This window comes from Nitrobacter winogradskyi (assembly GCF_006539545.1).
GTDB lineage: Bacteria > Pseudomonadota > Alphaproteobacteria > Rhizobiales > Xanthobacteraceae > Nitrobacter > Nitrobacter winogradskyi_A.
In genome coordinates this window covers 1-20239 of the sequence record NZ_BJNF01000010.1, presented here as the reverse complement: position 1 = coordinate 20239, position 20239 = coordinate 1, and the positions used below count along the sequence as shown (strand labels likewise).

Annotated in this window: 16 protein-coding genes; 12 read left to right on the top strand and 4 right to left on the bottom strand. The window is 64.5% G+C overall.

Annotated elements, in window-relative coordinates; translation table 11 throughout:
- Positions 1–10: 10 nt before the first annotated feature.
- Positions 11–454 (bottom strand): TadE/TadG family type IV pilus assembly protein, encoded by a 444-nt coding sequence (locus NWI01_RS02185; protein ID WP_181410341.1) that lies wholly within the window; start codon positions 452–454, stop codon positions 11–13.
- Positions 455–932: 478 nt separating this feature from the next.
- Here NWI01_RS02185 and NWI01_RS02180 point away from each other — a divergent pair, with 478 nt between their 5' ends.
- The 3 genes from NWI01_RS02180 to NWI01_RS02170 all read left to right on the top strand — a co-directional run bounded on the left by NWI01_RS02180 (position 933) and on the right by NWI01_RS02170 (position 4699).
- Positions 933–2270 carry an aspartate aminotransferase family protein gene (locus tag NWI01_RS02180; protein WP_141382282.1) on the top strand — a complete coding sequence of 446 codons (1338 nt, stop codon included), beginning with the start codon at positions 933–935 and terminating at the stop codon, positions 2268–2270.
- A 119-nt stretch (positions 2271–2389) separates the two neighbouring features.
- A complete protein-coding gene (locus NWI01_RS02175; RefSeq protein WP_141382280.1) occupies positions 2390–3829 on the top strand; it encodes an EAL domain-containing protein in 1440 nt (479 codons plus the stop codon).
- A 15-nt stretch (positions 3830–3844) separates the two neighbouring features.
- On the top strand, positions 3845–4699 hold the full coding sequence (locus NWI01_RS02170; RefSeq protein WP_141382278.1) for a TIGR01459 family HAD-type hydrolase: 855 nt from the start codon (positions 3845–3847) through the stop codon (positions 4697–4699).
- A gap of 215 nt (positions 4700–4914) precedes the next feature.
- Here the strand turns inward: NWI01_RS02170 and NWI01_RS02165 are convergent, their stop codons facing one another.
- Positions 4915–5310, bottom strand: coding sequence for a response regulator (locus NWI01_RS02165; protein ID WP_011315744.1), 396 nt, complete (start codon positions 5308–5310; stop codon positions 4915–4917).
- Between the two features lie 268 nt (positions 5311–5578).
- Here NWI01_RS02165 and NWI01_RS02160 point away from each other — a divergent pair, with 268 nt between their 5' ends.
- From NWI01_RS02160 to mutL, 9 genes are all read left to right on the top strand, one after another.
- The gene (locus NWI01_RS02160; RefSeq protein WP_141382276.1) at positions 5579–6562 is read left to right on the top strand and encodes a bifunctional riboflavin kinase/FAD synthetase; all 984 of its coding nucleotides are present in this window, start codon (positions 5579–5581) and stop codon (positions 6560–6562) included.
- Positions 6563–6582: 20 nt separating this feature from the next.
- Positions 6583–7119: a sugar O-acetyltransferase gene (locus NWI01_RS02155; protein ID WP_375782164.1), complete on the top strand. Its 537-nt coding sequence runs from the start codon at positions 6583–6585 to the stop codon at positions 7117–7119.
- Positions 7120–7289: 170 nt separating this feature from the next.
- Positions 7290–10361, top strand: a complete 3072-nt coding sequence (ileS, locus tag NWI01_RS02150; protein ID WP_141382272.1) for an isoleucine--tRNA ligase — start codon at positions 7290–7292, stop codon at positions 10359–10361.
- Positions 10358–10855, top strand: a complete 498-nt coding sequence (lspA, locus tag NWI01_RS02145) for a signal peptidase II (protein ID WP_141382270.1) — start codon at positions 10358–10360, stop codon at positions 10853–10855. The genes ileS and lspA overlap by 4 nt, the downstream gene beginning before the upstream one ends.
- 78 nt (positions 10856–10933) lie before the next feature.
- Complete coding sequence (locus NWI01_RS02140) at positions 10934–11656, top strand: hypothetical protein (protein WP_141382268.1); 723 nt, start codon at positions 10934–10936, stop codon at positions 11654–11656.
- Positions 11657–11970: 314 nt separating this feature from the next.
- Positions 11971–13365: a M16 family metallopeptidase gene (locus tag NWI01_RS02135; protein ID WP_141382267.1), complete on the top strand. Its 1395-nt coding sequence runs from the start codon at positions 11971–11973 to the stop codon at positions 13363–13365.
- Positions 13366–13394: 29 nt separating this feature from the next.
- Complete coding sequence (locus tag NWI01_RS02130; RefSeq protein ID WP_244613611.1) at positions 13395–14756, top strand: M16 family metallopeptidase; 1362 nt, start codon at positions 13395–13397, stop codon at positions 14754–14756.
- A gap of 131 nt (positions 14757–14887) precedes the next feature.
- The gene (arfB, locus tag NWI01_RS02125; RefSeq protein WP_141382263.1) at positions 14888–15307 is read left to right on the top strand and encodes an alternative ribosome rescue aminoacyl-tRNA hydrolase ArfB; all 420 of its coding nucleotides are present in this window, start codon (positions 14888–14890) and stop codon (positions 15305–15307) included.
- A gap of 198 nt (positions 15308–15505) precedes the next feature.
- A complete protein-coding gene (mutL, locus tag NWI01_RS02120; RefSeq protein WP_141382261.1) occupies positions 15506–17317 on the top strand; it encodes a DNA mismatch repair endonuclease MutL in 1812 nt (603 codons plus the stop codon).
- Between the two features lie 104 nt (positions 17318–17421).
- On the opposite strand, the gene rsmD is transcribed toward mutL, so the two are convergent.
- Positions 17422–17976 carry a 16S rRNA (guanine(966)-N(2))-methyltransferase RsmD gene (gene rsmD / locus NWI01_RS02115; RefSeq protein ID WP_141382259.1) on the bottom strand — a complete coding sequence of 185 codons (555 nt, stop codon included), beginning with the start codon at positions 17974–17976 and terminating at the stop codon, positions 17422–17424.
- A gap of 161 nt (positions 17977–18137) precedes the next feature.
- A complete protein-coding gene (locus tag NWI01_RS02110) occupies positions 18138–20180 on the bottom strand; it encodes a pseudouridine synthase (RefSeq protein ID WP_141382257.1) in 2043 nt (680 codons plus the stop codon).
- Positions 20181–20239 lie beyond the last annotated feature (59 nt).

Here is a 20239-nt window from a genome sequence, read left to right as displayed (position 1 = left end):
GCAAGCCTCCTCAGAAGCCGCCGAACGGAATCGCCGCCGACCGCACGATGATCGAGGGCGGCGCCGGCACGAACGGCATGGTAAAAATGATGCTGTCGGATGCGTCGTAATTGACCGTGACCACGAAGACGCCGCTGCCGGACGTCGCCGCGCTCATGGTGAGATGGCCGGGCTGCAGAAGAGGATAAGACGCGGCATTCGTCGTGACGTAGTTTTCAGCGAGGCTCGTGCGTTCGGTCTCGTTCAGGCCCGCGACCGAGGAACGCGCGGCTTCCGCGGCCAATTGCTGCACGCCATGCACCATGGTGAGGTAAGCGCCGAACACCACGATGCCTGCCACCAGCACCAGGAACAGCGGCAGAAGCATCGCGAACTCGACCGCGGACGCGGCGCGGGTGCAGCGCGCGACGCGCAGCAGCAGGGCCGAGGTGTGGCGTAGGGAGCAACCTGTCATGCGGCCTACTGAGCCACACAACTATTAAGTGTATATTAATCTGAAAATAAACCTCAGGTAGTATTAACTCCAACCAAAGAGCCGTTGCTACCTCATGGGGGCTCTCCCGCATTTTCAACACACACCCCGTCCAGACTGGGACATCCGGGCCGGATCGTCCGAGTCCGGAGTCCACGCTTCCACCGACGCGAACTGCATTCCCACGAGCGCGTCTTCTTCACGCGAACCGGTGTCCACTTCGCTCGAAAACACGTAGATTGTTGTTGACGCGTTTTCTTCACGCGAACCGGTGTCCACTTCGCTCGAAAACGCTATAGGTGTAATTCAAGCCCGGACATTCGCTGCCTTTTCGAATCCACGGCATCGCCACGGAAGGCGCAGCATCATCATGAAGCGACTTCCGACGCCCGGATCGCGCCGCCAGCGCCAACGCCGAACCTTATCCGCAACGCGCTGAAACCAAGTGAGGGGATCCCCGATGTCAGACAAGAACCTTGCCCTCAACGTCCCGAACGATCTTTCAGCGTACTGGATGCCTTTCACCGCGAACCGCGCCTTCAAAAAAGCCCCGCGACTGATCGCCGGCGCCAAGGACATGCATTACATCACCACCGATGGCCGCAAAGTCCTCGACGGCGCGGCCGGCATGTGGTGCTGCAACGCCGGCCACGGCCGCGCCGAGATCTCGGCGGCGATCGCCAGACAGGCCGACGCGCTGGACTTCGCGCCGCCGTTCCAGTTCGGCATCCCGCAGGCATTTGAACTGGCGAACCGCGTCTCGGAACTCGCGCCGGAGGGGCTCGATCATGTGTTCTTCTGCAATTCCGGATCGGAGGCCGCGGACACCGCGCTGAAACTGGCGCTGGCCTATCACCGGATCGCCGGCCAGGGGAGCCGCATCCGCCTGATCGGCCGCGAGCGGGCTTATCACGGCGTCGGCTTCGGAGGCACCGCGGTCGGCGGCATCGTCAGCAACCGAAAGATGTTCGGCTCCCTGCTCACCGGCGTCGACCATCTGCAATCCACCTACAACCGCGAGAAGCAGGCGTTCAGTAAAGGCGAACCGCAATGGGGCGCGGAACTCGCCGACGAACTGGAGCGCCTCGTCGCCCTCCACGGCGCAGAAACCATCGCCGCCGTGATCGTGGAGCCGATGGCCGGGTCGACCGGCGTGCTGCCCGCGCCGAAAGGCTATCTCAAGCGGCTGCGCGAGATCACCCAGAAGCACGGCATCCTCCTGATCTTCGACGAGGTCATCACCGGCTTCGGCCGTCTCGGTCACGCCTTCGCCGCCGAGCGCTACGGCGTGCTGCCCGACATGATCACCTTTGCAAAGGGGGTGACCAACGGCGCGGCCCCGATGGGCGGCGTGCTGGTGCACAAGACCATCCACGACGCCTTCATGACCGGCCCCGCGAACGCCGTGGAGGTATTCCACGGCTACACCTATTCGGCGCATCCGCTGGCCTGCGCCGCGGGGCTCGCTACGCTCGACATCTACCGCGCCGAGGAACTGTTCGAGCGCGCGCGCAATCTTGAGCCGAAATTCGCGGACGCGGTGATGAGCCTGCGCGAGGAACCTAACGTGGTGGATATCCGCACCGTCGGCATCACGGCGGGCATCGAGCTCGCGCCCAACGAAAACGGGCCGGGCGACCGCGGCTTTACCGCGCTGAGAGCCGGCTTCCACGATTACGATCTGATGATGCGCATCGCGGGCGACACGCTGGCGCTTACCCCGCCGCTGATCATCAGCGAGGATCAGATCGGCGAGATCGTCGACAAGACCGCCAAGGTGATTCGCGCCGTCGCCTGAATGATCGGCCCGATTTCGGCGGACAACAGCAGAAGACCTATCCGCCGAATCAGCGATAATGGTAGTGAGAGGGACCGGAAGCGCCGGAGATCGCTCCGCGCCGGAAGCATTCACGCCAGATGATCCGCATTTCCACGATTTTCATTGCCCTCTGCATGGTGCTGGTCTCCATCTCGGTGGGCATCGTGCTCTATTCGCTCGTCGGCCTGCGCGCCTCGGAGTGCGCGGTCGTGACGCTGGCCGTCCTGACCGTCCTCATCCTCTACAACGCGGTCTCGATGCGAATGCGCGGCCGCAGCACCGCCGAAGGCCAGATCGCGGATCTGTCGCGGGGTGTGGCCGACCTGGCCCGCCAGGTCTCCGATTTCGGACGCCGCCTCGCGGCAGCCGAAAGCAAGATCGTCCAGGCGAATTCCGCGGCTTCGAACCGCAATCAATCCGGACTTCAATCAGCGCTCGGTGAGATCAACGAACTGGGCGGGCTGGTCAAACAGCTTGCCGCCATGGTCGCCGCTCATGATGACATGCTGACGGCCTTGCCATCCGCCGCTTCCGCGCCCGCGGTCGAACCGGCGCCACCGGCAAGACCCTCGGATCGCGAGGTCCTTGCAAGGGCGATTTCGGCCCCGCCTGCGATTATTCGAACGACCGCCAGTTCCGCGCGATCCCATAACGACGCACAGACCCTGGCTACAATCAAAAACGCCATCGAGACCAACGGCGTCGATCTCTTCCTGCAACCGATCGTCACGCTTCCGCAGCGCAAGGTGCGCTACTACGAAGCGATGACGCGACTGCGCAATGCCGGCGGCGCTTACCTCGCAGCCGGCGACTTCATCCCAGCCGCCGAATCGGCCGGCTTGATGGGAAAGCTGGACAACACGGTCTTGTCCCGCTGCACGCAGGTTCTGCAGCGCCTTCACGCGCGCAACAAGGATGCCGGCCTGTTCTGCAACATCGCCGTGGCGTCGCTTGGAAATCGAGAGACCTTCGGGCAGTGCCTCGACATCCTCGAAGCCAATCGCGCGTTGGCCTCCTCGCTGATCCTCGAATTCAAGTACAATACGCTGCGCGGCCTCGGCACCACCGAAAGCGAGCACCTCGCGGCGCTGGCGCAACTCGGCTGTCGATTCTCCGTCGACCATGTCACCACCCTGCGGATCGAGCCACGCGAGCTGGCCGACCGTGGCGTCCGCTTTATCAAGATGCCCGCCTCGTTGCTGCTGGATCCGAAACAGACGTCGACCTCCGATATCCATCCGGCCGACATGTCTGATCTGCTGGGACGCTTCGGCATCGACCTGATCGCGGAACGGATCGAAGACGAGAAAGCGGTCGTCGATCTGCTCGACTACAATGTTCGCTTTGGCCAGGGTTTCCTGTTCGCCGTGCCGCGGCCGCTACGCCAGGAGGCGGCGGAAGAGCCAGCCGATAAGGCGAAGCCCCGCGCCAGCGGTCCTGCCGGAACCAACACTCAGGGCGGCGTGATAAAAACCGAACATTCGCCTCGCGTGACCGGCAACGCCGCACTGGCGCGCCGCTCCGGCGACGCTGCCTGAAAGCATCCCGCCGCCATGACCATTCTTCGTTTCATCGACCATCTGCGCGAGTTCGCGGCCGAAAGGGACGTGGTGCTGTGCGACGTCTGGGGCGTCGTCCACAACGGGGTCATGTCGTTTCCGGAGGCCTGCTCCGCGCTGAAAACGTTCCGCGACCGGGGCGGCACCGTCATCTTCATCACCAATGCGCCGCGTCCGGCCGACTCCGTGCGGCGGCAGTTGCGCAGGTTCGGCGTTCCGGACGACGCCTATGACGGCATCGCTTCATCCGGCGACCTGACCCGGAGCTACGTCGCCGAGCATCCGGCCAAGGCGATTTTCTGGCTCGGGCCTGAGCGCGACAGCGCGATCCACGAGGGCCTCGATCCGGTGTTCGCGCCGATCGAGCGCGCCGACTACATCATCTGCACCGGCCCCTTCGACGACGAGACCGAGACCGCGGAGGACTATCGCGCCCTGATGATGCAGGCGCGCGAGCGCAAGCTGCCGCTGATCTGCGCCAATCCCGATATCGTCGTGCAAAGCGGCGACCGGCTGCTCTATTGCGCCGGCGCCATCGCGGAACTTTATCGCGAACTCGGCGGTGAGGTGGTGTTCTACGGCAAGCCGCACCGGCCGATCTACGAGCGCGCCATGGCCCTGGCGCGAGAACGGCGCGGCGACGACACCCCATTGAACCGCGTACTGGCCATCGGCGATTCCGTACGCACCGACCTCATGGGCGCGCACGCCTTCGGCATCGACCTGGTGTTCCTGACGCGCGGCATCCATTCCGGGGAATTCGCCGGCGTCGACCAGCTCGATCCCGCCTCCGTCAAGGAACTGTTCGGCCGCCCGCCGCGAGCGCTGATGCGCGAACTGAGGTGGTAAGGCTCACTTCTGAGAGTGAACTCTGCGATTTCCATTCTTCATGGCCAGGCATAGGCGTTCATCGACCGGCGTCGCTTCCGCTCGCCTATGGTCCCGGCCATCCACGACCTTCTCGCTGAATCGCAGCCGAGACGTGGATGCCCGTGACAAGCACGGGCATGACGGAAGACCTATCGTCAGGGCCAAAATCGAACCCACGTCAAATGCCGGCAGATTTATGCCGGGACGTTGTCGGGAAATACCGCTTCGATCTTGTTTTTCAGCGTCGCCGCGTTGAACGGCTTGACGATGTAGTTGTTCACCCCGGCTTTCTTGGCGGCGATGACGTTCTCGGTCTTGGACTCGGCCGTGACCATGATGAACGGCGTCGTGGCGAGATTGGGATCGGCACGGACTTCCCTGAGCAGATCGTAGCCGGTCATCGGCTCCATGTTCCAGTCGGAGATCACCAGGCCGTATTTCTTGGTGCGCATCTTGTTCAGCGCCGCCGAGCCGTCGCTGGCGTCGTCGATATTTTCGAACCCAAGCTGCTTGAGCAGATTGCGGATGATGCGGATCATCGTGTTGTAGTCATCCACCACCAGAATGGACATTGAAAAGTCAACTGCCATGGTGAGCCCCCCTGCACGCCAGATTCTGTGTGTGCCGAAATTCGTCCAGGGCCCGCTGAAGCGGGTCCATCCTCGAAGCAAGTACCGGTATCTTCCGCCCGGTCACTCGCTTTGCGAGTAGACCAGCATGATTACCACCAGCCCTTAAACAGCGCGTTAACCGGATGCCGAAGTCCGCGAGTGTCCCGCCGGAGTGCAAGCTGACTTGACTTCGATCCGGCCGCGGCATCACGGTCCGCCGCTGGAACCGTTCGATGAATTCTTACAAATGACCTCGAAATTCACCATTATCCGCGATACCGCTGCCGCTGACGCCGTCCCCAGGGGAGGCGTGGTGGCGATGGGCAATTTCGACGGCGTTCATCTCGGGCATCGCGCGGTGATCGCAGCCGCGCTCAGGATGGCGCGCTTGCGCGCAAAGCCCGCCTTCGCGGTGACCTTCGAGCCGCATCCGCGCAAATTCTTCAGCCCGAATACCCCGCAGTTCCGCCTGACCGACGAAACCAGCAAGCTGCGGCTTCTGGCCGGCACGGGTCTCGCGGGCGCCGTGGTCATGACCTTCGACGCCACGCGGGCCGGCACGACGGCGCAAGATTTCATTCACCATGACCTGATCGAACGTCTCGGAGTGAGCGCCGTCGCCGTTGGATATGATTTCCATTTCGGCAAGGGCCGGGTCGGATCGCCGAGCCTGCTCGTCAGCGAGGCCCCGCGCCTCGGGATCGAAGTGGACGTGCAGCCCCATGTCGACTTTGATGAGCGTCCGGTTTCGTCCAGCGCCATCCGCATGGCGTTAGCAGAAGCCCAGATCGCGAACGCCACCGCGATGCTCGGCGGACCGTGGTTCGTGACCGGCGAGGTGATCCACGGCGAGAAGCGCGGGCGCGGTCTCGGCTATCCCACCGCCAATATCCGCCTCGACCGGGATTGCGGCCTCAGGCACGGCATCTATGCCGTGCGCGTCGGCTGCGGCAAGGGAAAGGATCATCGGCGCTTCGACGGCGTCGCGAGTTTCGGCCGCCGTCCGACATTCGATAACGGTGCGCCGCTGCTCGAAGTGTTCCTGTTCGACTTCCAGGGCGACCTCTACTGCGCCATGCTGGATGTCGCCTTCATCGGCTTCATCCGCGAGGAACTGAAGTTCGACGGCGCCGAGGCTCTGGTGCGTCAAATGGATGATGACGCCACCCGCGCCAGAATCCAGCTCGCGGCCGCGCCTGATGCATTTCCACAACTGGGAGAGATCGGCTGACCAAGACCGAAAAGCAAAAAATGCTGGCCGGCGAACTCTATCGCCCCGGTGATCCGGAGATTCAGGCCGAGCAGCACGCTAACAAGGCATGGCTCGCGCGCTACAACGCAGCGATAGCGCTGCCCGCCGTCGAACGCCACGCACTGCTCGCGCAGCACCTTGGCCGCGTCGGCGCGGACGTCGTGATCCGGCCGCCGTTCTTCTGCGATTTCGGCTACAATATCTTCTTGGGCGACGGCGTATTTCTCAACTTCAACTGCGTTATTCTCGACGTGGTTCATGTCACGATCGGCGATCGCACCCAGATCGGGCCAGCAACCCAGATCTATGCCGCCGATCACCCCCGTGATAGCCTGACAAGGCGCGACGGACTGGAGTTCGGCCGGCCTGTTCGAATTGGCTCCGATGTCTGGATCGGCGGCGGCGCGATCATCCTTCCCGGCGTCGCGATCGGCGACGGGGCAGTGATAGGCGCCGGCAGCGTGGTGACGCGGGATGTCGCGGCCGGCGTCACGGTGGCGGGAAATCCTGCGCGCCGTATCGCAGGCAGAAGCTGAATCACGACGAGCGCTTTGCCATTGCCCCGGCCGCCTGCTATGGAAAGCTCCATGTTTGCGCGGCGCACCATCATAAGCATTAGCGGCCCGGCTTCCGCCTGAGCTTCGCTCGGCGCAAGACCGGGATCGCCTCCCCTTTCCGCGCCACTCAGCAAAAGCCAGAAGTTCTTATGTCCGACAAGCCGCAGAAGTCCGTCGCCAAAACCGACGCCCCCGATTATGCCAAAACCCTGTTTTTGCCGCAGACGGAATTTCCGATGCGCGCCGGGCTGCCGCAGCGCGAGCCGGACATCCTGAAGCGCTGGACCGATATCGATCTTTACGGGCAGTTGCGCGCGCGCGCGAAAGGGCGGCCGAAATTCGTGCTGCACGATGGCCCGCCCTACGCCAACGGCAGCATCCATATCGGCCACGCGCTCAACAAGATCCTCAAGGACGTCGTCACCAAGAGCCAGCAGATGCTGGGCCACGATTCCAACTACGTGCCGGGATGGGATTGCCACGGCCTGCCGATCGAATGGAAGATCGAGGAGGAGAACTACCGCTCCAAGGGCAAGACGAAGCCGAACTTCAAGGACCCCGCGGCGATGGTCGCGTTCCGCAAGGAATGCCGCGCCTATGCGGAGCACTGGCTGAACGTGCAGCGCGAACAGTTCAAGCGTCTCGGCATCGTCGGCGACTGGGATCATCCCTACGCCACCATGACCTATCCGGCCGAAGCGCAGATCGCGCGCGAACTGATGAAGTTCGCCGCCAACGGCACGCTCTATCGCGGCTCCAAGCCGGTGATGTGGAGCGTGGTGGAGAAGACCGCGCTGGCCGAAGCCGAGGTCGAATACGAGGATCACACCTCGGACACGGTGTGGGTGAAATTTCCAGTGACCTCGCCGGCGCACGGCGCGCTGGCGCAGGCGAGCGTGGTGATCTGGACCACGACTCCGTGGACGCTGCCGGGCAACCGCGCCATCAGCTTCTCGAACAAGATCGCCTATGGTCTTTACAAGGTCACCGATGCCCCCGCCGATAACTGGGCGAAGACCGGCGATGTTCTGATCCTCGCGGACAAACTCGCCGGGGACGTGTTCAAGCAGGCGCGGGTCACGGCCTACGAGAAGCTTCGTAATATTCCAGCCGACGCGCTGGACGCGGTGGAATGCGCGCATCCGCTGAAAGGCCTGTCCGGCGGCTACGACTTCACCGTCCCCCTGCTCGAAGGCGATCACGTCACCGACGACACCGGCACCGGGTTCGTTCACACCGCGCCCGGACACGGCCGCGAGGATTTCGATATCTGGACGGCGAATGCGCGCGAACTCGAGGCGCGCGGCATCAATTCGACCATTCCCTACACCGTGGACGAGAACGGCGCGCTGACCACGCAGGCCCCCGGCTTCGAAGGCCGACGCGTCATCGACGACAAGGGCAATAAGGGCGACGCCAACGAGGCCGTTATCAAGGCGCTGGTCGAACGCAACATGCTGCTGGCACGCGGGCGTTTGAAGCACCAGTATCCGCATTCGTGGCGCTCCAAGAAGCCGGTGATCTTCCGCAATACGCCGCAGTGGTTCATCGCGATGGATCGTCCTTTTCACCTCCCCCTTGAGGGGGGAGGTCGCCGCGCAGCGGCGGGTGGGGGTGAAGCGACAGTCGATCACCCCACCCCGACGCCTTCGGCATCCAGCCTCCGCGCCCGCGCCTTGCAGGCCATCAGCGTCACCCGATGGGTGCCGCCGGCCGGGCAGAACCGCATCACCGGCATGATCGCCAACCGTCCCGACTGGGTGATCTCGCGCCAGCGCGCCTGGGGCGTGCCGATCGCGGTGTTCGTGCGCGAGAAAGGCGATGGCTCCGCCGAAGTTTTGGTCGACGACGCCGTCAACCAGCGCATCACCGACGCCTTCGAGCAGGAAGGCGCGGACGCCTGGTACGCCGAGGGCGCGCGCGAGCGTTTCCTGGGCGATCGCGCGGGCGAGGACTGGACCAAGGTCGACGATATTCTCGACGTCTGGTTCGACTCCGGCTCGACACACGCGTTCGTGCTGGAAGATGCGGTGCACTTTCCCGGCCTCAGGGAAATCAAGCGCAAGGCCGATGGCGGCCAGGATACCGTGATGTATCTGGAAGGCAGCGACCAGCATCGCGGCTGGTTTCACTCATCGCTGCTGGAAAGCTGCGGCACCCGTGGCCGCGCGCCTTACGACGTGGTGCTGACGCACGGCTTCACGCTCGACGAGAACGGCCGTAAGATGTCGAAATCACTCGGCAACACCGTCGATCCGCAGAAGGTCATCAAGGATTCGGGCGCCGACATCCTGCGGCTGTGGGTCTGCGCGACGGATTATGCCGACGATCAGCGCATCGGCCCCGAGATTCTCAAGAACACCATCGAGACCTACCGCAAGCTGCGCAACACCATCCGCTGGATGCTCGGCACGCTGCATCACTTCGATCGCGGCGAGGCGGTGGCGTTCGCCGACATGCCCGAGCTTGAGCGGCTGATGCTGCATCGGCTTGCGGAACAGAGCGCGGTGGTGCGCCGCGCCTATGCCGAGTTCGATTACAAGACCGTCGTCGCAAGTCTCGCGGCCTTCATGAACACCGAACTGTCGGCGTTCTATTTCGATATCCGCAAGGACACGCTTTATTGCGATCCGCCGTCGTCGCCGGCGCGCAAGGCGGCGCTCACCGTGATCGACAAACTTTGCGATGCGGTCGTCAAATGGCTGGCGCCGGTGCTGTCGTTCACGACCGAAGAGGCGTGGCGGCTGTATCGGCCGGATGCGGAGCCGTCCGTGCATCTGACGCTGTTCCCGGAGAGCTTCGACAATTTCCGGGACGACGCCCTGGCCGCGAAATGGGAGACCGTCCGCGCCGTGCGCAGCGTCGTCACCGGCGCGCTGGAGCTGGAGCGCGCCGCCAAGCGCATCGGCTCCTCTCTCGAGGCCTCGCCGATCGTCTATGTCGCCGACCGCGCGATGCTCGGCACGCTGTTCGACATCGACCTTGCCGAGGTCTGCATCACGTCAAACTTTGAAGTGCGCGAGGGCGACGCCCCTGCCGACGCGTTCCGCCTGCCGAACGTCCAGGGCGTCACCGTGGTGGTCGAGAAAGCCGTAGGCGCCAAATGCGCCAGGTCGTGGAAGATCCTGCCGACCGTGGGCAGCGACAGCGAGTACCCCGATGTATCGCCGCGCGACGCGCGGGCGCTGCGGGAGTGGAAGGCGCTGGGAGTCACCGTGTGACTCCGGCGGTTCGCTCCGGCATCATTGCGGCCGTCGTGGCGCTGATCGCCGATCAGGCGTCCAAGCTCTGGCTCCTGTTCGCGTTCGATATCGGCCGTCGCGGCGCGGTCAGGGTCACGCCGTTCTTCGATCTGGTGCTCGCCTGGAACACGGGTATCAGCTACGGCTGGTTCCAGACCGACAGTCCGGTGGGCGCTGCGGTCCTGCTCGTGGTCAAGGCTCTCGCGGTGGTGCTGCTGGCTGTATGGATGGCGCGGTCGCATACCCGCATGGCCACCATCGGCCTCGGCCTGATTATCGGCGGCGCCATCGGCAACGCCATCGACCGCTTCGCCTATGGCGCGGTGATGGATTTCGCGCTGTTTCACCTGCAATACGCCGGTCAGACCTATAGCTGGTATATCTTCAACCTTGCTGATGTGGCGATCGTTGTCGGGGTGATCGCCCTGCTGTATGATTCCTTCATCGGGACGTCCGCCGCAAAAGCGCCCTGATCACGGACGATAGGAACTTGCCCGGATGTAGCGCGGCTTTTGCTGCGATCCGCTGAAAAGCTGAACAGGATGAACGCGATGCGCAACACCGAACAAAACGGTTGGGATGTGCTCGGGGCCGCGGCAACGCTGCTGCGCGGCGCTCGTCTGGCGACGGTTGCCGCGGGGCTCGCCGTCGTGTTGTCGGCCGGCATGGCGCATGCCCAGGACGACGACAACACCTTCGAGGAAGGCATCATCAAGAAAGTGATGCGGGGCCTCGGCGCCACCAGCATGGAAAACTCGGATATCGAGTACCGGGAGCGATCGCCGCTGGTGATTCCGCCCAGCACCCAATTGCCACCGCCGGGCTCGGGCTTGGCCGCCACCGAAACCAGCGATCCGAACTGGCCGAAGGACCCCGACGTTCAGCGTCGCAGGGAGGCTGCCGCCGCCAGGAAGGACCGCACGCTGCTGTTGCCCTGGGAAAACGGACAATCGATCCTGCCCAGCAAGCTCGCCAAGGGTTCGGCCGCCGCAAAGCGGGCCGAGACGAACCAGGGGAGTGATGAGGGCAGTTCGATCAATAATCCGTCGCTCAGCCCTTCAAAGCTCGGCTTCGTCGGCAAGCTCAGCAATCTGTTCGGCGGCAACAAGACGGAGACGGCCCCGTTCAAAGGCGAGCCGGAGCGTGAAAAACTCACGCAGCCGCCGGTGGGCTATCAGACCCCGTCGCCGAACTTCGCTTACGGCACCGGTCCGAAGGAAGCCCTTGGCAACACCTATACCGATGTCAACACCGGCAAGGAACGCACGTACTAGAGTCCTAACCGTTTCATGGAAACGGTAACGGACTCTTGCTTTGATGTTTGACACGTTTTCTTCACGCGAACCGGACGCGAAATCCTGTTTCTCGACAGTTCAGAGCGGAAACGCGCTGCCGGACGGGCACGAGCGGTCAAATTCAATCCCGCCGGAGCGTTCCTTTGAATGGAATCTGAAGGGGTATCGCCGTTTTGGTTTGACGTATCCACGTCAACCCTGTCCACTTCACGCAAGCACTCCAGCAAGGATTGGCTCCAGCAAAGGATCGACGGTAACGTGACCCCTCAGACAAATTGCCGCCGGTGCGCGCCATGATCGCGGCGCGACGAGTGGCCCTCCCCGGCTTCGCGGCACTGGCCGTGTATCTTGCGGCCCTGCTGGCCTCGCCGCCGGCGCCGGCGCAGACCGTCACCTCCCCGCCTCCTGTCACGTTCACGCTGGCCAACGGGCTCGCGGTCGTGGTCATTCCCGATCACCGCACGCCGGTGGTCACCCAGATGATCTGGTACAAGGTCGGTTCGGCGGACGAAACGCCCGGCAAATCGGGACTCGCGCATTTCCTCGAGCACCTGATGTTCAAGGGTACCGCCAGGTATCCGGCCGGCGAGTTCTCCCAGACCGTGCTGCGCATCGGCGGCGAAGAGAACGCCTTCACCAATTTCGACTACACCGGTTACTATCAGCGCGTACCGCGCGATCAACTCGCATCCATGATGGCGTTCGAGGCCGACCGCATGACCGGCCTGGTGCTGAAGGACGAAAACGTGCTGCCCGAGCGCGATGTCGTACTCGAGGAGTACAACATGCGCGTCGCCAACAATCCGGATGCGCAGCTCGTCGAACAGATCATGGCGGCGCTGTATCTCAACCATCCCTATGGCCGCCCCGTGATCGGCTGGCGCCAGGAGATCGAAAAGCTCACGCGGGAAGATGCGCTGGCCTTCTACAAACGATTCTACGCGCCGAACAATGCAACTCTGGTGATCGCAGGCGACGTGGACGCGCAGAAGATCCGTCCTGAAATCGAGAAGACGTTCGGACAGGTGCCATCGCAGCCCGCCATTCCGAGCGCCCGTATCCGTCCGCAGGAGCCGCTCCCGGTCGCGCCGCGGACGGTCACGCTCGCGGACGCCCGCGTCGAGCAGCCGATGCTGCGGCGCTATTACCTCACGCCCTCCGCGACCACCGCTGCCGCGGGCGAAAGTCCCGCGCTGGATGTGCTCGCGCAATTGATCGGCGACGGCAGCAATGCCTATCTCTACCGCGCGCTCGTCGTCGACAAGCAGCTCGCCGTCAGCACCAACGCGACCTATCAGGGCACCGCTGTCGATGCGAGCTATTTCGCGATCGCGGTCGCGCCGAAGCCTGGCGCGGACTTTACTCCGATCGAGCAGGCCATCGATGCCGTGATCGAAAATCTCATCAAGAACCCGATCCCCGCGGAGGACCTCGAGCGCGTCAAGACCCAGCTGATCGCGCAGGCGGTCTACGCTCAGGACAGTCAAACGACACTGGCGCGCTGGTACGGCGCGGGCGTCACGGTCGGATTGAGCGTCGACGAGATCAGGAACTGGCCGGACCGCATCCGTGCGGTGACCGCCGCGCAGATTCAGGACGTCGCGCGGAAGTGGCTGGTCAAAACGCGCTCGGTCACCGGGTATCTCATCAAGGACACCACGCCGGCGCGCGAGGAGAAACGATCGTGAGACGCCTTGGTACTGGTGCAGGGCGCGGCCTGCTCGCCGCCATATGTTTCGCGGTCATCAGCTTCGCCGCCGTCCCCTCTTTCGCCGCGACGAAAATCCAGCATCTGGTGACGCCCGGAGGCATCGAGGCCTGGTTCGTTCAGGACGCCACCGTGCCTGTGGTGGCCATGGAATACGCGTTCGCGGGCGGCGCGGCGCAGGACCCGCCCGATAAGCCGGGCGTCGGCCATCTGGTCGCCAGCCTGCTGGACGAGGGCGCCGGGGATCTCAACTCCAAGACCTTTCGTGAACGGATGGAGCGCCGGGCCATCGAGCTCAGCTTCACGATCCAGCGCGACCGGCTCCGCGGCTCGTTGCGGATGCTCAGGGAACACAGCGACGAAGCGTTCGGCCTGCTGCGGCTCGCTTTGACCTCGCCGCGCTTCGACGCCGATGATGTCGAGCGCATCCGTTCGCAGATCCTGTCCCACCTGCGCCGCAACTCGACCAATCCGAACGCACTCGCCGGCCGCGAATTTCTCAAGCTGGCATTCGGCGATCATCCCTACGGTCATCCCTCGCACGGCACGCTCGAAAGCGTTCCGACGATCAGGATCGACGACCTCAAGGATTACGTGCGGCGGGTGGTGGCGCGAGACAAGTTGAAGATCACGGTCGTGGGCGATATCGAGCCGGCGGCTCTGGCAAAGATGCTGGATCAGACCTTCGGAGGCCTGCCGGCGAAGGGCGACCTCAGGCCCGTGCCCGACGTCATCGCCGCGAAGCCGCCGCAAAAAGCCTTCGTTCCGCTCGACGTGCCGCAGACCGTGGTCATGTTCGGAGGCGCCGGCGTCAAGCGTCACGACCCGGATTTCATGGCGGCCTACATCAACAACCACATTCTCGGCGGCGGCTCGCTGTCGTCGCGGCTGTATCGCGAAGTGCGCGAAAAGCGTGGCCTCGCTTATTCCGTCTCGCAATCTCTGCTGTGGATGGACCATTCGGCGCTATTCGCCGGCACCACCGGAACCCGCGCCGACAGGGCCGGCGAGAGCATCGACGCCATCAACAGCGAGATCCGGCGCTTTGCCGAGAACGGGCCGACGCAGCAAGAGCTCGACGAAGCCAAATCCTATGTGAAGGGGTCGCAGATGCTGGAGCTCGATACCTCATCGAAGCTCGCCACCGGCCTGTTGCAGTATCAGACGGATAATCTGCCGATCGACTACATCGAAAAGCGCAATTCCATCGTCGATGCCGTCACCCTCGACCAGGCGAAAGCCGTCGCGAAGCGGTTGTGGGGACAGGGACTTCTCACCGTGGTCGTGGGGCGCTCGCCTCAGGCGGCGGCGCAACCCGCGGAGACGCAGCCGACCGCAACTCCGCCCGTGTCTCCACCCGCCGCGCATTAGATTTTTTGTTTGACGCGTTTTCTTCACGCGAACAAGGTCATCCATCCTCGGGTCAAGCCCGAGGACATGCTTCGCTCGAAAACGCTATAGACTGTACGCTTTCGCGGGCCGGATAAGCCCTGGTGAGTGCCATGCTGCGGATCACCCGCACGATCGTCATCGATGAAAACGACATCGAGATCAGTTTCATTCGCGCCTCGGGTCCGGGCGGCCAGAACGTCAACAAGCTCTCGACCGCCGCGCAGCTGCGCTACGATACGCGCCGCCTGACGCTCGACCCTGATATCGCCGCGCGGCTCGCCCAACTCGCGGGGCAGCGGATGACCAGGGACGGCGTGATCGTCATCCACGCCCAGCGCTTTCGCACCCAGGAACGCAACCGCGCGGACGCCACCGACCGCCTGATCGAATTGCTGCGCCAGGCCGCGATCCGGCCGACCCCGCGCCGCGCCACCAAGCCGACCCTCGGCTCGAAGCAACGCCGGCTGGCGGGCAAGAAGCGCCGCAGCGATGTGAAGGCGAAACGGGGGCGGGCGGCCGAGGAGGATTAGGTATCGGCCAGCGTTGGAAATCCCTTCAGGCACGCCCCTCCTAATTCTTGTCATGGCCGGGCCTGTCGCGGGAGCATGATGGCGGCAAGGGCTTCGCCTGCAGGGACAAACATATCAATTCGGGGCATCCGGTTTTGCCCCCATGCAATCGGCGCGGCGAACGCTTACACTCGGCCGTAGCCAGAATCGAGCCGTGCCATGCCCGTCCGCCAGCTTCCCGAGACCGTCGTCAACCGCATCGCCGCGGGTGAAGTGGTCGAGCGTCCGGCAAGCGTCGTCAAGGAGCTGGTGGAAAATGCGATCGACGCCGGCGCGACCCGCATCGATGTCTTCACCGACGGCGGGGGACGGCGGCGGATCGGCGTCACCGACGACGGGGCCGGCATGGCGAAGGGCGACCTCGCGCTGGCGGTGGATCGCCATGCCACCTCGAAACTGGACGACGAGGATTTGCTGGGCATCCGTACGCTGGGCTTTCGCGGCGAGGCGCTGCCCTCGATCGGAGCGGTGGCCAGACTCTGCATCACCACACGCGAGGCAAGCGAGCCGCATGCGTGGTCGCTCACGGTGGAAGGTGGACGAAAATCCGAGATCATTCCGGCCGCGCTGACCCAAGGCACGCGCGTTGAAGTCGGCGATCTTTTTTACGCAACGCCCGCGCGGCTGAAGTTCCTCAAGACCGATCGCACCGAGGCCGAGGCGATCCGCGAGGTTGTGCGGCGGCTGGCGATGGCGCGGCCGGATATCGGCTTCACCCTCGCAGGCGAAGAGCGCGCGCCGGTGACATGGACGGCCGCGCTGCCCGGAGCGGCCGGACGTTTGACGCGACTGGGCGACATTCTCGGCGGAGACTTCCGCGCGGCCGCCATCCCGGTACGCGCCGAACGCGAGGGCGTGATCGTCGAGGGGTTCGCCGCCGCGCCGTCGCTGACCCGCGCGAACGCGCTTGGTCAATACCTGTTCGTCAACGGCCGTCCGGTGCGTGACAAGTTGATCCTCGGCGCGGTGCGCGCGGCCTATTCCGATTACCTGCCGCGCGACCGTCACCCGGTGGCGGCTTTGTTCGTCACAGCCGATCCGCGGGAGATCGACGCCAATGTCCATCCCGCAAAGACGGAAGTGCGGTTCCGGAACGCCGGGCTGGTGCGCGCGCTGATCGTGCATGCGCTGAAGGAGGGTCTCGCGCGCGAGGGACGACGCACCGCCGCGAACAGCGACGGCGCGGTGCTCACGGCTTTCCGTCCCTCGGAGTCTCCACGCCCCGCTAATTGGGATTGGCGGCAATCGCCCGCCGCGCCTGCCGGTGCGCGGCCATGGGGCGGCGGACCGCCCGCGGCCGCCTTCGCCGAAGCCGGCCAGGCCGCGCTTGATGTTGGCGCGCCCAGCGCCGACGTGCGCTTTGACGCACATCCCCCTCTTGATCTGGTCGATCGGCCGCTCGGCGCGGCGCGCACCCAGATCCACGAAACCTACATCGTGTCGCAAACCCGCGACGGCCTGATCGTCGTGGATCAACACGCCGCGCACGAACGCATCGTTTATGAGCGGTTGAAGACGGCGCTGGCGCGGGACGGCGTGCAACGGCAGATCCTGCTGATCCCCGATATCGTCGAACTGGATGAGGCGACCGTCGAAAAGCTGATCGACCGCGCAGTTGAACTGGAAAAATTCGGCCTCGCCATCGAGTCCTTCGGGCCCGGCGCGGTCGCCGTGCGCGAGACGCCGTCGCTGCTCGGCAAGATCAACGCGGCCGCGCTGCTGCGCGATCTCGCCGACCACATGACGGAATGGGAGGAGACGCTTCCGCTCGAACGACGGCTGATGCATGTCGCAGCCACGATGTCCTGTCACGGCTCGGTGCGCGCGGGACGAATTTTCAAGCCGGAAGAAATGAACGCGCTGCTGCGCGAGATGGAAGCCACGCCCAATTCAGGTCAGTGCAATCACGGCCGCCCGACCTACGTGGAATTGAAGCTCGACGATATCGAGAAGCTTTTCGGACGGCGGTGAAGCTAGAGCCTTTCCGCTTCTGATTGAATCAGAAGCGGGCTCTATGATTTTGTTCTGTCGCGTTTTCTTCACGCGAACCGGTATCCACTTCGCTCGAAAACGCTCTAACCCGCCCGTAGGAACACGAATTCGGTATCGTCATAGGCGCGACGTTCGAGTTCGCGAAATCCCTCCGGCGCGGCGAAGCCAGCGGCTTTGGCCTCCTCGACAACGAGCAGCGCCTTGTCGGTCAGCCAGCCCCCGTCGCGCAGCGAGCCGAGCGCCTTTTCGGCCAACTGCATCCGGTACGGCGGATCAAGAAACACCAGCGAGAACGGCATGAGGGGATGCGCGGGCCCGAGATAGGTCGCGTCGCGGCGATAGACCTTCGTCACACCGCCGAGCCCCAAAGCCTCGACGTTGTTGCGCAGCAGAGCGCGCGCCTCGGCACCGTTATCGACGAACAGCGTGAACTTCGCGCCGCGCGACACCGCCTCGATGCCGAGCGCGCCGGTGCCCGCAAACAGGTCCAGCACGCGCGCATCCGCGACCGGATCGTCATAGGCATGAACAAGGATATTGAACAGCGACTCACGCAGCCGATCGGCCGTAGGACGTATCTGCTGCGTCGATGGCGACGCGAGGTTGCGGCCCTTCAGCCGCCCGCCGACGACACGCATCAGGCTTTTCCTGCAATTCGCAGGTGCAGACCCGGTAGATCGTCATGCGCGGCTTTATGCCGGGCATCCACGTCTTTTAATGACCGCGAAGGAACAGACGTGGATGGCCGGGACAAGCCCGGCCATGACACCCTGAGCAAAGGCGCGCTCATTGCATTTGCCTACCCATCCTTCGGCGTCAAGTCGCGCTTGCCATGATAGCCGCGCTTCGGCCGGCGCGGCGGTCCATAGCCATTGGCCTCCGCTTCGTTGCGCGCCCGCGCCTCATCGCTGCCGGTCCGCTGCACCACGACGCTGCGGCCCTGGCGATCCTCGATCAGCGAACGCTTGGCCCTCGCCTTGTTGTCTTTCTTGGAGCGCAGCGGCGTGCCGTCGCGGCCGAGCTTGACGGCCCCGGCTTCGGCCGCGGCGCTGGCGAGATCCATGTTGGCGAGCGCGGCGATTCTGTCGCCGAGCTGCTCGCGCAGCACGCGCGTCTTCACCTCCTCGACCTCACCTTCCGCGATCTCGGCCAACTGGAACGGCCCGTAGGAGATACGGATCAGCCGGTTCACCTCGAGCCCGAGATGCGCCATCACGTTGCGCACCTCGCGGTTCTTGCCCTCGCGGATCGCAAAGGTCAGCCACACATTCGCGCCCTGATCGCGCTCCAGCGTGGCGTCGATCGAGCCATACTTGACGCCGTCGACCTCGACGCCGTTCTTCAAGGCATCGAGTTGCGCCTGCGTCACCTCGCCATGGGCGCGGACCCGATAGCGCCGCAGCCAGCCGGTGTCGGGCAGTTCCAGCGCGCGGGCCAGGCCGCCGTCATTGGTCAGGAGCAGCAGTCCCTCGGTGTTGAAGTCAAGCCGGCCGACGCTGATCAGGCGCGGCAGACCTTCGGGCAGATGATCGAATACCGTCGGCCGGCCTTCGGGATCGGCATGGGTCGTCATCAGGCCGCGCGGCTTGTGATACAGGAACAACCGCGTGCGCTCGCGCTCCGGCAAGGGCTCGCCGTCAACCGTGACGACGTCGCGCGCGATGACATCGAGCGCCGGCGAGTTGATGATACGACCGTTGACGGCAACGCGGCCTTGCGTGACCATCTCCTCCGCGTCGCGTCGCGAGGCAAGACCTGCGCGCGAGATCACTTTCGCGACGCGTTCACCGGCTTTCTTTGGTTTCGGCTCGGCCCGCGCGCCGCGCCGCTCGGTTTCAGGCGCGCGTTCGCGATAGGCGCCGCGTCCCCCGAACGCCGGACGTTTTGCGAAAACCTGGCTATCGTCCTCATTGTCACGACGCGGACGATCGTCACGATCATTGCGACGGGGACGGTCGTCGCGAGCGTCGCGGCGCGGGCGCTCCTGCCAGGCATTGCTGGCACCACGAGGACGGTCGCCGTCGGGACGATCCTGTCGCGGGCGATCGAAGCGAGGACGATCATCGGAGCGACGGTCATAACGCGGACGGTCGCCTTGCGGACGATCAAACTTGCGGGGACCGCGATCGGCGCCCGCAGCTCGCTCAACGCGATCCTCGCGTGGCTTCGAAAATCGTGGACGCCCCGCGCCGTCACGAGACGGTCGCGACCCGCCGCGATCATCACGCGGGCCGGCGTCACGTTTCTGCCACGGCTTGTCGCCGCTTCTGTCGCGCCCCTCCCGGTCGCCGAACTCCTTGCGCGGTCCGCGCGGACCACGGTCGGGTCCACCGCGTGAGAACGCCTTCTTGTCACCGAAGGGGCGATCCCCGCGCGGCGTATACGGACGTTTCTCGCCACCACCCTCGCGCGGCGGACGCGCGCCATAAGGCCGATCACCTTGCGGCCGCGCACGCTGCGGACGGTCGCCGTCTTTCCGAAAGCTCTCGCCGCGTGGCGTGTAGGGACGCTTCTCGCCGCCGTCGTCGCGATTGAACCGAGGCCGCGCGGTCGCGCCATCTCGCTTGCCCGCATAGGGTTTGCCCGCGCCCGCATACGGCCTGGCATAGGGCTTCTTGCCCGAAGCCTTCGCGCCATCGGACTTGCCGGCATAGGGCCGTTTATCACCATCGCTTCTGTCGGACTTTCGGGTATCGGACTTGCCAGCCAAGCCACGCCTGGCGAGCTTCTTTTCCGGGCCTCGCGGCGCGCCCGATCGGCCCCTGGGTTTACCCTTGTCGCCAGAGGGCCGATCAGGCCGGCCACGCGGGCGCGCATTGTCATCGTCGTTATCGCGGGGCATGAATGATCTCGCTACGGACACAAGGGCCGACTAGAGTCTTTGATGTTTTGACGCGTTTT

Coding starts and splice junctions, on each gene's coding strand:
- ileS (WP_141382272.1), top strand. CDS start 7,290: ATGTCCGACAAGCCGCAGAAGTCCGTCGCCAAAACCGACGCCCCCGAT.
- NWI01_RS02140 (WP_141382268.1), top strand. CDS start 10,934: ATGCGCAACACCGAACAAAACGGTTGGGATGTGCTCGGGGCCGCGGCA.
- NWI01_RS02110 (WP_141382257.1), bottom strand. CDS start 20,180: ATGCCCCGCGATAACGACGATGACAATGCGCGCCCGCGTGGCCGGCCT.
- NWI01_RS02180 (WP_141382282.1), top strand. CDS start 933: ATGTCAGACAAGAACCTTGCCCTCAACGTCCCGAACGATCTTTCAGCG.
- NWI01_RS02170 (WP_141382278.1), top strand. CDS start 3,845: ATGACCATTCTTCGTTTCATCGACCATCTGCGCGAGTTCGCGGCCGAA.
- rsmD (WP_141382259.1), bottom strand. CDS start 17,976: ATGCGTGTCGTCGGCGGGCGGCTGAAGGGCCGCAACCTCGCGTCGCCA.
- NWI01_RS02165 (WP_011315744.1), bottom strand. CDS start 5,310: ATGGCAGTTGACTTTTCAATGTCCATTCTGGTGGTGGATGACTACAAC.
- arfB (WP_141382263.1), top strand. CDS start 14,888: ATGCTGCGGATCACCCGCACGATCGTCATCGATGAAAACGACATCGAG.
- NWI01_RS02135 (WP_141382267.1), top strand. CDS start 11,971: ATGATCGCGGCGCGACGAGTGGCCCTCCCCGGCTTCGCGGCACTGGCC.
- NWI01_RS02175 (WP_141382280.1), top strand. CDS start 2,390: ATGATCCGCATTTCCACGATTTTCATTGCCCTCTGCATGGTGCTGGTC.
- NWI01_RS02155 (WP_375782164.1), top strand. CDS start 6,583: ATGCTGGCCGGCGAACTCTATCGCCCCGGTGATCCGGAGATTCAGGCC.
- NWI01_RS02160 (WP_141382276.1), top strand. CDS start 5,579: ATGACCTCGAAATTCACCATTATCCGCGATACCGCTGCCGCTGACGCC.
- NWI01_RS02185 (WP_181410341.1), bottom strand. CDS start 454: ATGACAGGTTGCTCCCTACGCCACACCTCGGCCCTGCTGCTGCGCGTC.
- mutL (WP_141382261.1), top strand. CDS start 15,506: ATGCCCGTCCGCCAGCTTCCCGAGACCGTCGTCAACCGCATCGCCGCG.